The 11,954-nt window shown below is 47.8% G+C and carries 12 protein-coding genes; 5 read left to right on the forward strand and 7 right to left on the reverse strand.

Annotated elements, in window-relative coordinates:
- The 3 genes from ONT19_RS11305 to ONT19_RS11315 all read right to left on the reverse strand — a co-directional run bounded on the left by ONT19_RS11305 (position 1) and on the right by ONT19_RS11315 (position 4,575).
- Complete coding sequence (locus ONT19_RS11305; RefSeq protein ID WP_264952001.1) at positions 1–1,344, reverse strand: TolC family protein; 1,344 nt, start codon at positions 1,342–1,344, stop codon at positions 1–3.
- Between the two features lie 147 nt (positions 1,345–1,491).
- A complete protein-coding gene (locus ONT19_RS11310) occupies positions 1,492–2,172 on the reverse strand; it encodes an ABC transporter ATP-binding protein (RefSeq protein ID WP_218434823.1) in 681 nt (226 codons plus the stop codon).
- 51 nt (positions 2,173–2,223) lie between these two features.
- A complete protein-coding gene (locus tag ONT19_RS11315) occupies positions 2,224–4,575 on the reverse strand; it encodes an FtsX-like permease family protein (RefSeq protein ID WP_264952002.1) in 2,352 nt (783 codons plus the stop codon).
- Between the two features lie 201 nt (positions 4,576–4,776).
- Between ONT19_RS11315 and ONT19_RS11320 the strand changes: the two genes are divergently transcribed.
- Together ONT19_RS11320 and ONT19_RS11325 are read left to right on the forward strand one after the other, a co-directional pair.
- Positions 4,777–5,295, forward strand: coding sequence for a response regulator (locus ONT19_RS11320; protein WP_264952003.1), 519 nt, complete (start codon positions 4,777–4,779; stop codon positions 5,293–5,295).
- Between the two features lie 63 nt (positions 5,296–5,358).
- On the forward strand, positions 5,359–6,282 hold the full coding sequence (locus tag ONT19_RS11325; protein WP_264952004.1) for a sensor histidine kinase: 924 nt from the start codon (positions 5,359–5,361) through the stop codon (positions 6,280–6,282).
- On the opposite strand, the gene ONT19_RS11330 is transcribed toward ONT19_RS11325, so the two are convergent.
- The 4 genes from ONT19_RS11330 to ribD form a co-directional block, all read right to left on the reverse strand.
- The gene (locus tag ONT19_RS11330) at positions 6,222–7,664 is read right to left on the reverse strand and encodes an AAA family ATPase (RefSeq protein WP_119229877.1); all 1,443 of its coding nucleotides are present in this window, start codon (positions 7,662–7,664) and stop codon (positions 6,222–6,224) included. The genes ONT19_RS11325 and ONT19_RS11330 overlap by 61 nt on opposite strands.
- Before the next feature lie 288 nt (positions 7,665–7,952).
- A complete protein-coding gene (locus tag ONT19_RS11335) occupies positions 7,953–8,096 on the reverse strand; it encodes a hypothetical protein (protein WP_181976503.1) in 144 nt (47 codons plus the stop codon).
- Between the two features lie 231 nt (positions 8,097–8,327).
- The gene (locus ONT19_RS11340; protein ID WP_022121547.1) at positions 8,328–8,486 is read right to left on the reverse strand and encodes a hypothetical protein; all 159 of its coding nucleotides are present in this window, start codon (positions 8,484–8,486) and stop codon (positions 8,328–8,330) included.
- Positions 8,487–8,567: 81 nt separating this feature from the next.
- Positions 8,568–9,605, reverse strand: coding sequence for a bifunctional diaminohydroxyphosphoribosylaminopyrimidine deaminase/5-amino-6-(5-phosphoribosylamino)uracil reductase RibD (gene ribD, locus ONT19_RS11345; protein ID WP_264952005.1), 1,038 nt, complete (start codon positions 9,603–9,605; stop codon positions 8,568–8,570).
- Between the two features lie 88 nt (positions 9,606–9,693).
- Between ribD and prmC the strand changes: the two genes are divergently transcribed.
- From prmC to ONT19_RS11360, 3 genes are all read left to right on the forward strand, one after another.
- Positions 9,694–10,572, forward strand: a complete 879-nt coding sequence (gene prmC / locus ONT19_RS11350) for a peptide chain release factor N(5)-glutamine methyltransferase (RefSeq protein ID WP_200756442.1) — start codon at positions 9,694–9,696, stop codon at positions 10,570–10,572.
- A 40-nt stretch (positions 10,573–10,612) separates the two neighbouring features.
- On the forward strand, positions 10,613–11,140 hold the full coding sequence (locus ONT19_RS11355) for a regulatory protein RecX (RefSeq protein ID WP_264952006.1): 528 nt from the start codon (positions 10,613–10,615) through the stop codon (positions 11,138–11,140).
- A 127-nt stretch (positions 11,141–11,267) separates the two neighbouring features.
- Positions 11,268–11,909, forward strand: a complete 642-nt coding sequence (locus ONT19_RS11360; protein WP_264952007.1) for a ComF family protein — start codon at positions 11,268–11,270, stop codon at positions 11,907–11,909.
- Positions 11,910–11,954 lie beyond the last annotated feature (45 nt).

Below are 11,954 nucleotides of genomic sequence, written 5' to 3' on the forward strand. Positions count from 1 at the left end.
TTATCTTATTAAATTTTCTCCCTGGTAATAAGCAACCAGTCTCTGTTTGATGATGAGCAGCAACTGCATCTGGAGTTCCTTGATTCTGCTTTCCAGAAGCGTCTGGGCTGCGGTATGAAGATCGAAGGTGGAAAGCATTCCTTCCTCAAACTTGCGGCTCGACATGTGATAGGCGAGCAAATCGGAGGCAACCTTCTTCTGCATCTGATGCAACTCCTTGGCGTAACCCTCTGCATCCATTACCGCCTGGGCTATCTGGTCGTGAAGTTTGCGACGGGTTTCCTCCAGGTTCACCTGTGCCAGTTGCCAGTCGTTGCGTGCCTTCTTCACGCTGTGCCATCGGTCACTATTATAAATAGGTATGGAAAGGGTCAACGCGAGGTATTCGCCCTGGTTGTTGTGAAACTGCGAGGCAAACCCATCGTATTGCCCTTTCTGAGAGAGATTCTTGTAATAGTTGGTAGAAATGCCGCCACCGAGAGAGAGTGATGGCAGCAATCTGCCTTTTGCTATCTTGTAATCATACCGTGCCCGCTCCACTTCGTATTCTGCCGACTTTAAATCGGGAGAAATATTCTGAAAGCCCTGGTAAACGGTTTCGTAGTTTACTCCAGATTCTGAAACCTCTTTATTTTCTGCCTTTAGCTTCAGATTCCGCTCTTCAGCTATCTGGATTTTCAGCTCTTCATCCACCGGAAAATTCATCGCGGATTTCAAGGCGAGCAGACTCTGTTTTGCCACATTCTCCTGATGCGTAAGATTGTATTCATCTTCCGCCACCTGCGATTCCATCTGTACCACATCCGGTCGGCCTTTTTCGCCCAGTTCATACAGGCGCTTCATCTTAACTAACATCCGCTTACTTTCGTTCAGTTTCTCGCTTGCTATCCGAATGCTTGCCTCAGCATAGGCAGCATCCACATATTTCTGCATCACGTCGATGGCTCTATCGTCCTGAATCTTCTGCATCGCCGTGGCTGAATAATCCCGGCTCAACTTAGCCTGCTTCAAGGCGTTGATGGTGGCGAAACCATCGAAGACATTCAGTTCGGCATAAAGCTGATAGTAGTTGTTGAATGTCGTTACATTATTATAAGTATTGGTTTCCGGGTCGATGTTTCGTCCCCAGGCATACTGTCCCTGTACGCCACCCGTAACGGTAGGCAGGAATCCAGCCACAGCATGCTGGTAATCCTGCTTGCGTTGGCGAGCATTCACCACCTCCCGCTTCACCTCCGTGGCATGTTCCACGGCGTAAGCCATGCAGTCGTCAAGGCTCCAACTCTGTGCCGAGACTCCAGCCGCCCAGACCAACCATCCTATCAATATTCCTATTCTTTTCATAATCTTCTTCATTTTGTCATGATAAGGACAAGAGCCGTGCCAAAACAGCATTTCTCCTGATAATCAAACCATTAAATAAAAACTCTCATTAAACAAACTGTCCAACAATTAGACACCACCGTCTAATTGTTGGACAGAAACCGCAGCTTAAAGCTGATCATTCATCGCATCCACCACTTGTCCATCAAACAGATTGATGATGCGACTGGCGTAAGTAGCATCGTGCTTGGAGTGAGTCACCATCACGATGGTGGTACCCTCATCATTCAGTTCGCTGAGCAACTGCATCACCTCCATACCATTCTTGGAATCGAGATTACCCGTAGGCTCATCGGCAAGGATGATGCTAGGCTTGCCCACCACGGCACGGGCGATGGCAACCCTCTGCTGCTGACCTCCGGAGAGCTGATGAGGATAATGCTTGGCACGATGACTGAGCTTTACCTTGCGCAGGATGTCGAGCACTCGCTCCTTGCGTTCCGCCTTGCCAATGCCTAGATATTTGAGCTGCAGGTCGATGTTCTCCTCTACCGTCAACTCATCTATCAGATTGAAATTCTGAAAGACGAAACCGATGCGACCCTTGCGATAAGCCGTGCGCTCACGCTCCTTGAGATGTCCTACCTCCTCATCGCCCAGCCAATACTTACCCTCGGTAGGTGTATCGAGCAAGCCGAGGATGTTGAGCAAGGTAGACTTGCCACATCCCGAAGGTCCCATGATGGCTACAAACTCGCCATCCTTTACATTGATGTTCACGCCGTTCAGGGCGATGGTCTCTATCTCTTCTGTACGAAATATTCTCGTTAAATTCTCTGTACGTATCATCTTGATTTAATGTTTAATGTGTAGTGTTTAATGTTTACTTAGCTCATCATGCTATTCCATCTTGATGCTGTCTATCGGATTCTCCATAGCGGTGCGCAGGGTATAGCTGAAGACCGATACCAAGGCTAGCAGCAAGGTGAAGATGGCTCCAGCCGCCAATGTCCACCAAGGGAAATCGATGCGATATTTGAAACCTATCAAGTATTCCTGCATCAGCTTGACACACAATGGGATGGCGATAACCACAGCCACACACGATGTGATGAGGAATCGCTTGGAAAGTTGCCATGCCGCATCAGCTACCGAGGCACCCATCACCTTGCGCAAGGCTATCTGTCGGCGCTGCTGGTTGCCGTAATATACCGACATGCCAAACAAGCCGAGGGCGGAAATCAAGATGGAGATGCCCATGAAGGTGATGATGAGCACCATCATGTTGCGCTTCTCCTTGAGGGCATCCGCCAAGGTGTCGTCCAGATACTCCGTATCCATATCCGTAGGTACGCCCAACTGCTCCTTAGCCACTTGCTTGCAGGCACTCTGGATAGCAGCCAAGGCTTGGGCATGGTCGCCACGAGTCTTCACCAAGATGGTCCAAAGCACATCATGATTAGAAGGAACACGTATCGCATTATGATTTCCAAATTTGTCAGATTTGAACTCATCAAGAGCATCGCCACAGTGGAAATCTTTCACAACGCCACAAACCTCATATTCCGGCTTGCCTTCACGATTACCGAAATATGGTTTCTTGCTCGATACGCCAAAGGTTCGCTTGGCTTCCTCGCTAACCCAGATTTTGCCTGGCGTTGGGTCAGAATATCGCTCCAGCACCTTGAAGCCCATCATCTTCATCGCTATGGAATCCAATACGCTCAATCGCAAGAACGCTAAATTTTCTCCCTTCTCATCATGCACTCCATTAGCAAAGCTGATGACAGGATTGTTGCCGATAGCCGTAGCCTCCTCCACCTCAGGCAGAGATTTCAATCTCGCTATCAACGCTGCGTTTCTGACATCCACATTATCAAATCCGAAAGTGGTGGAGATGCAGAGAATGTCTTTCGTCTGATACCCCAAAGGTATGTTGGCGAGATGGCGCATCTGGAGCATCATCGTGATAGCCATCACCACCAGCGACATACTGATAACACTCTGTGCCACAATGAATATTTTACTAAACCACATCTTGCTGCGCAAGCGGATGGTACCCTTCACTACATCTATCGGATTGAAGCGAGACACCACAATGGCAGGGAACAAGCCCGACAATAAGGAGATGACGAGATAAGCCACCAACAGGCATCCCCAAACGGCAGGCGAAGAGAAGAGAGAAATCTTCGTATCCAAGATGCTATTAAATAAAGGTGTGAATGCCCAAGCCAGCAAAATGCCCAGCAAGAAGCAACCTGCCGTGAAGAGTGCAGCCTCCTTGATATAGCGCAATACCACACCCAGTACCGACTCACCCAACAGGCGGCGGGTAGCCATCTCCTTGGCTCGATTGCCTATCTGCGCCACGGTGAGATTGATGTAATTGAAGATGGCTGAAAGCAAGAGGACGAGTGCCACAATCAAAAGGACATTGACCAAGGTCTTGCTGCCATGACGGACATGCGAGCATGTAATATCTGAAAAATACAACTTGTCCCAGCGCACCAAGCTAGAGCCCCACAAGAAACTGCCAGTCGTCTTCTCACGACTCCACCATTTCTTCCAATAGCCCATATATTTATTGAGCAACGTGGCATTCACCTTTTCTGGGTCAGCGCCATCTGCCAATCGGACGATGGTAACAACCTCGCCAAACTGATCCATCGGATACAAATCTGCGTCCTTAAATTTCATGGAAACAAAGATGTCGGTGGGTTCCAGCAAGTCTTCCCTGCCAAAATCATCCACGATGCCCACTACCTTGAATTGTAGCGTATCGCATGTAACTACCTGCCCGATAGGATTCGCATTGCAAAAAGCCCTCTTGGCAAAAGACTCGGAGATAAGGGCCTGGTGCTTATCCGTGAGCACACGATGAGCGGAGCATCCCCTGCACTTCATTCCCATCATATCCAAGAAGTTAGGATCTATGGCACGTGCCTGCACATGGAAGTATTGACCATCCACCACAGCACCCTTGTCTGTATAATAATCGCTAAATCGGGTCCATTCCTTGATTTCCGGGATGGAAGGGAAAAACTCCTTAGCCGTACCCAGGGTCATGCCAAGATAATCGCCCGAACCAGGCACATAGAGGTTCTTGGCATCTGGCTGATGAGTGCCCACCCGATACTCCATGAAGGCGTAAGATACCAAAATCATCACAAAAGCCAAGGCTATCGAGAGTCCGAAAGCCTCAATAGCAGTATAGAGTTTGTTGCGTAATAAGAACTTAAAATAACTTTTCATATCTGTTGTTTCATTATTTTTTCTGATGCAAAGGTAGCCATTCCTTTTGATTCTGCCAAAGACCAGAAGCCAGCGGCAAGTGGATTGTATGAAATTCATACACTTTTCTGTATGATAATCACACATCACATTCCATTTTGTTGGCTATTTCAAGAAAAAAGTGTACTTTTGCAAACAAAAGATATAACAGAACACAAATAGATGAAATACGGAACAATACTTGTTATCGACGACAATCCATCGATACTCACAGCCTTGAAGATATGCCTGGGCGGTACATTCGAGCAGCTTCTCACCTTGCCTCGCCCAGACACCGCCCCCACTCTGCTCCAACAAGAGCCAGTGGACATCATCTTGCTCGACATGAATTTTTCCTTGGGCGTAAACAGCGGACAGGAAGGTTTGCTTTGGCTCCGCACCTTCCGCCGTCTCCATGCCAACATCCCCGTGGTACTCATCACCGCCTACGCAGATATCCAGCTCGCCATCAAGGGATTGAAGACGGGAGCCGCCGACTTTGTAACCAAGCCTTGGGATAATGACGAACTTATCAGAACCCTGAAAGATGCCATCGACCGAAGCCAGGAAGTGGAGACACTGGAGAGCATCGAGACCACGCATATCCACAAGGTGGTGGATCAATGCCACGGCAATATTTCTCGTGCCGCCGAACTGCTCGGCATCACTCGCCAAACGCTTTATGCTAAACTCAAGCGATAATCACTTATCAAAATCATTCCCGTTATCACTTATCACAATCATTCATGATTATCAACATCTGATATGGACACCATCTTCCACATATATATAATAGGTATCATTCTCCTCGTCATAGGAGGTATCATCTATCTCTTCTTGCGCCATCAGCGCAACCTGAAGAGCCGTGCCTTCTTGATGCAAGAGGCTATCCGCAATGGCGATTACTCCTTCCGTCTATCCACCAAGGGATTGCTCTCTGGAGAACGAGCCTTGCAGCAAGCCCTCAACGATATGGAGAACGACATCGGCAGACTGGTGGCGCAGCATGAGGTGGAATCTTGGCAAAGGCTAACCCGTGTGCTCACCCATGAGATTATGAATGCCACCGCCCCCATCTCCAGCATCTGCCAAGCCTATCTTAGCAATCCCGACATCCAAGGCTCGCCCTACGAGGAAGGCATCCGAGCCATTCGAGACACCAGCAAGTCGCTCACCAGTTTCGTGGACAGCTACCGCAAGCTCACCCAGCTACAAGAACCTGTCATCGAGAACATTCCACTCAAGGATTTCGTGGAAGGCATCAAGCCGCTCTATCCTCAGATAGAATGGCACATCCATATCCCCGAAGATGCCACCTGGTCTGCCGACAAAAACATGCTGCACCAGGTATTTATCAATCTGACCAAGAATGCCATCGAGGCTCACGCCTCAGCCATCGACATTCGATGCTTCCACAAACATCCAGAGAGCATCGAGAGTTCACAATTCTCGGGCATCTATTTCAGCAACAATGGCGCCCCCATCCCAGCCGATGTGGCAAAGGAGATGTTCATCCCCTTCTTCTCCACCAAGCCATCAGGTTCGGGCATCGGCCTCTCCATCTCCCGCCAGATGCTGATGATGCAATCCATCACCCTCTCCCTAGCCGAGCATAATGTGGCAGGCTATCATGTAACATTCCGAATGAACAGCTGCGACATCGTCACCTCGCTATGCACGATGCTATGATGCAAGCCATCAGCCACTCCATACGTAGTAACAAAGGTGATGACCAAAGAAAGCTTGGTCTTGGTGGAACTTTGGAAGAGTTCCATGCGCTGCCGCAACAGCTGCTCGTAGGCATCAGTGATGCGGTATTCCGACTTGCTGAATTTCATCTCGCATAGATGCACGATGCGGTCGGCACGCTTGATGACCAAGTCTATCTGCCCACCTCGCTGCTTGTCATCCGCCACCTTTCTCCATGAAGAAACTTCCGTAGCCATGCCTGATATGCCCAAGGCTTTCTTGATGCAATCCGTGTGCATCAAGCAGACAATCTCGAAGGTAAGTCCTTGCCATGTAGAAACCAAGCGTGACTCAAAATTGTGGCTCCACCATTGTTCATCCCCAGATGTATCTTGCGCTATAAACTTATAATAGAATAAGGTATAGAAATCCATCAACCGATAGATGGTATCTTTTGTCTTGCAACCAAAGTTCTGACTGCGTGAGATAAAATCGCATCTTTCCAAATTGGTCAGTACACGAGTGAGCGTACCTCCATTCGCCCCAATGACTTTGGAAATTTCCGTACGAGTCATACCATCATGGTGCTGAGCCAATGCTTTGACCACGCTGATATACAGTTCGGCATTGCTGAACAACGCATTATAGAGTTCATCAAACTCCCCTCTCATGATACCGCCATGAGAGAAGAAAAGGCGATCCACATTCTGCACCAAACTCTGTCTTGGGTCGATAAGGCTCAGATAGAATGGGATGCCACCCATTACCATATAGCATTGCAATATCTGGTATCTGTCCCACTTGCAATGCTTGCGTTGCAAGTATTCCTCCACCTCATGAAGCGTAAATGGGCGCACATAGATGCTAGAGGTAATTCGGGCATGCAAGCCACCCTGGTTCTCTATCAGATTATCCACCATCCAGGAAGTGGCGGAACCGCTGGCAATGAACACGATGTCGCTTCGGCGAGCAGCCCAACCATTCCAGAAATTTTCCAAAGCCGAAACAAAATCCGACTTCTGCGTATCTATCCAAGGCATCTCATCGATAAACACCACTTTCTTCCTGTCTGCATCAAGCAACTCCAGATATTCCTCAAGAGCATCAAAGGCATCAAACCAATCGGAAAACTTATCTGGCTTACTGCCCGAAAATTTCTTCAATGCCTTGCCGAAACTCGTCAATTGTCTTTGGCGAGAAAGATTATGTCCTCCCACAAATGTAAAGTCATAGGAACCTTGATAGTATTGGTCAACAAGGAAGGTCTTGCCTACTCTTCGTCTTCCATACACTATCACAAACTCAGAGCGGTCGGATTCCATCACCCTATCCAGTTCCAAGCACTCTCGCTCCCTACCTACCAACTTATTGCTTGTTCCCATTTTCTTCGCTTTTTATTCGTTTCGATACTGACTGCAAATTTAAGCCAATTTTCCCGAAAAACAAAGAAAATGGGCGATTTTTTACCCAAATCTCATTCAAAAACATAGATTTGGGTAAAAAATCGCCCATTTTTTAGTTTTCATCACTATTTCTTCATTACCTATCTATCAAAGAGATTGATGATAACATGCGAAACTTGAGTCAATTATTTCTGGTACTCTTCACACTTCACCTTTCGGCCGGAAACCCCTGTGTTTATCGGCATTCCGAGGGGTGAAGAGTTGTTTTTATCTCTTCACCCACTCTTCACCACTCTTCACCTTCAGGAACGGAAACAGATGCGAAAGACAGATAGAAGGATTGCAAATCAGCCAGAACTGAAGGGTGAAGAGTGGTGAAGAGTAGGTGAAGAGTGCCCGAATACTCTTCACCCCTCGGAATGCCGATAAACACAGGGGATTCGGGGCTTTTGGTGAAGAGTGAAGAGTATTTGGCAGAAAGCCTATACGAAAACAAAATAAAGGAGGTTTCGATAACTGTTCCAGTAAAACAGCCGACTAGCCACTCATGCGCTAGTCGGCTGTTTGCGTTTTGCCAGTTAGCTATTTATATTTTGCCAGTTAGCTATTTCCGAATCTCGCATCAGCTGTTCCCGACATTTTCTAATAATCCTCCATATAACCCTTGGTAAACATATCATAAGACAGGGCTTCCAGTTCTGAGAGCGTCATCTGCTCTACCGAATGCTCTATCTTACGTATCAGTTCGTCTCGCTTGAAATCGTCGTCATCACTCAGACGCGATGTAAATCTGTTACTCATTTTCTTTACTTTGAACTTTGAATGTTGAACTTTGAACTTTGAACTTTGAACTTTATGATTAGTCTTATTGCTTCTATGAAGCTATTGGCGCTCATAGGTATTGATGATGTTTCCATCATACGCCTCGTGGCTGATTAACCGGATGTTATGAGGAAGCATAGGCGCTGGTGTTCCGGCAGTTACCACGTTTTCCACCGATGTGGATAACAACGTTTCTACCCTGATTTCATCCCAAAGTCTGGCATCGAGGAATGCCTGATGGGTGATGGCGCCTCCCTCTACTATCAGCGACTGCACCTTATTATCATATAAGTACTGCATGATTTGCTGCAACACTTCCGTCTTGCCCCGTGAAAAATCCAGACCTTCGAAACAAGGATGATGACGGTCGATGACCAGGCGCATCGGGTCCTTGCCGCTCCAATCTCTAACGTTGAGCTGACTGTGGTCGCGCTCATCGGTTACGCGACCTATGAGGATGGCATCGTTCTCAGCACGCAACTTGTGGGAGAGCATCTTGGTGAAAGGCGAGGAAATAGCCATACCCCTACCCCCGTTGTCAAGAAAGCCATTCGCGGTCTGCGCCCATTTCAGAATGATGTAAGGACGCTGATGGGTGTTGAAGGTGATGAAGCGCTTGTTGAGTTCGAGACATTCCGCCTCCAAAACGCCTACTGTTACTTCGATGCCTGCCTCGCGAATCTTGCGGATACCGCGGCCCTGAACCTTGGCAAAGGGATCTACGCAGCCGCAAACGCATCGCTTTACTCCTTTTCTTACTATCAAATCGGCGCAAGGCGGCGTCTTGCCGTAATGAGAGCAGGGTTCGAGACTCACATAGATGGTAGCTTGGCTTAATAGATGCTCATCCTCGGGCTTAACAGATGCAAAGGCGTTGACTTCAGCATGCCCTTCGCCGCATCTTACATGATAGCCTTCGCCGATGATTCTGCCATCCTCGCTCACGATAACGGCTCCCACCATCGGGTTGGGTTTGGCATTCTCTCTTCCGTTTTTCGCCAGCTGCAGACAGCGGCGCATAAACATTTCGTCTATTTCCTTTTGCGACAACGGTTCGCCCGTCTTCACATTCTGAAAAGAAACATTATTTTGTTCCATATCTAAAACTTTTCTTCGTTTTTTACTTACTTTTCGATAAAATGTCGTACCTTTGCTCTCAAATCAAATCATAATATACGATTTAGAGATGAAAACGTATCAACAACTTTGGCAATCCATTACCACTCTATATGAGGCGGGCGAAGCACAGGCTATCGTCCGCACCGTACTCGATGTGAAGTACGGAATGACGCTGACCGACATAATCTGCGGCAAAGTTAATGAATTATCTGCAGATGAAGAAAGAAAACTGGAAGAAATTATCAGAAGATTGCAAAAAGGCGAACCTGTACAGTATGTTCTGGGCGAAGCTGACTTTGCAGGAAGAACCTTCCATGTAGAGCCGGGCGTGCTGATTCCGAGACCCGAAACGGCGGAACTCTGCGAGTGGATAGAAAAAGATGCGACTGAAAACAAAGGGATTACGGAAGGAGAGAAGGAAGAAAACACCATCCGCATCCTGGACATCTGTACGGGTTCGGGCTGCATTGCCATTACGCTGGGACTGGACATCGGCGGCTCGGAGGTTACGGGTTGGGATATTTCAGAAGATGCCTTGAAGATAGCACAGGGAAATGTTGCGCTTCTGGATGCCGGTAACGTAAAAATAGAATATCAGGATGCCCTGAAGTTGGCGGAAACATCGGATGCCGGAAGATGGAACATCATCGTGAGCAATCCCCCGTATATCTGCGAAAAGGAGAAAGCGGATATGGAGAAGAATGTGTTGGAACACGAACCTGGAATCGCTCTCTTCGTGCCCGATGAAGAGCCTCTGAAGTTCTACAGAGCCATCGCCGAATATGCCTCTTCTGCCCTCAAATCCGGAGGTGCATTATACTTCGAAATCAATCCTATCTACGAAAAAGAAACAAGGGAAATGCTGGAAGGATTGGGGTTTAAAGCTATTGATACAAAGGAAGATGCCTTCGGAAAGCAGAGAATGATGCGAGCCGGCAAATCATAAAGTTCAATGTTCAAATCTCAAAGTTCAAAGTAAAATCATCATGTTCAAATCTCAAAGTTCAAAGTATAAAAAGCCGATGACCGAGCAGCAGGCGCTCCTGAAGCTCACCACCCTCTGCACCCAAGCCGAACATTGCTCGCAAGAGATGATCGACAAGATGAAGAAGTGGGAACTGCCCGAAGATGCCATCGCCAGAAACATGGAATTCCTGACCGAAAAGAAATTCATCGACGACGAACGGTTCGCACGCTTCTTTATCAACGACAAGATAAAATACAACAAGTGGGGACGCCGGAAGGTGGAACAGGCGCTGTGGATGAAACATATTCCGAAGGACATCTCCGACCCTATTTTCGAAGAGATTGAAGACGATCTGTATATGGAAAACCTCCTGCCCCTGATGAAAAACAAATATAAAACCATCAAGGCAAAGAACGACTATGAACGCTCGATGAAACTCATCCGCTTTGCCCTGGGAAGAGGATACAGCATGGAGGTTATCCACAAATGCATCGACCGGATGAAGGAAGAAGATCTGGGAGACATCGATTTCGAAGAGGAATTCTAAAGTTCAATATCCAAACCTCAAAATTAAGAGTAAAGCCATGCGTACCAGCCTGTTAAGAGACATATTAGATTTATTCTTCCCCCGAACCTGCGCCATCTGCGGAAATGTGCTCGCTGGCGGGGAGGAGATGATATGCATAAAATGTCTGTTCCGCATGCCGGGAACCGATACCTGGGAACAGCCCTACGACAACGAGATGGCAAAACTCTTCTGGCATCTGATTCCCATCGAACGCTGCTGCGCTCTCTTCCATCACATCAGCCATGCCACATCGGCTAGAGCCGTCTACCAGCTGAAATACATGCATCATCCTGAAATGGGAATCTATCTGGGCAGAATGCTGGCAAAGAAGGGGTTAGGCATTCAGTTCTTCGACGGAATAGACGCCATCATCCCCATCCCGCTCACCCGAAAACGAGAAAAAGAACGCGGCTATAACCAGAGTCTTCTCATCGCCAAAGGCATCCAGCAACTCACCCATCTGACCATCATCAAGGATGCCGTAAGAAGAAAAAAGTTTAGCGAAAGCCAAACCCACAAGAACCGGCAGGAAAGACTGGAAAACGTGAGCCAGGTTTTTGAAGCCGCAGCAACCTATCATGACGGGCAGGGCGAGCACCCCATCACGCAACTTGAGGGCAAACATATCCTCATCATCGACGACGTATGCACCACCGGAGCCACCATCATTTCCTGTGCGGAAACCCTGATAAAAGCAGCCGGAAAGATGAAGATAAGCGTGCTGACTGTAGGTTTCGCACACGACTAAAGGCCCTTTTTGCCGAGAGTTAAAACATTTTAACCCTAAATATAG

This window comes from Segatella copri (assembly GCF_026015625.1).
In the GTDB taxonomy this organism is placed as follows: Bacteria; Bacteroidota; Bacteroidia; order Bacteroidales; family Bacteroidaceae; genus Prevotella; species Prevotella copri_H.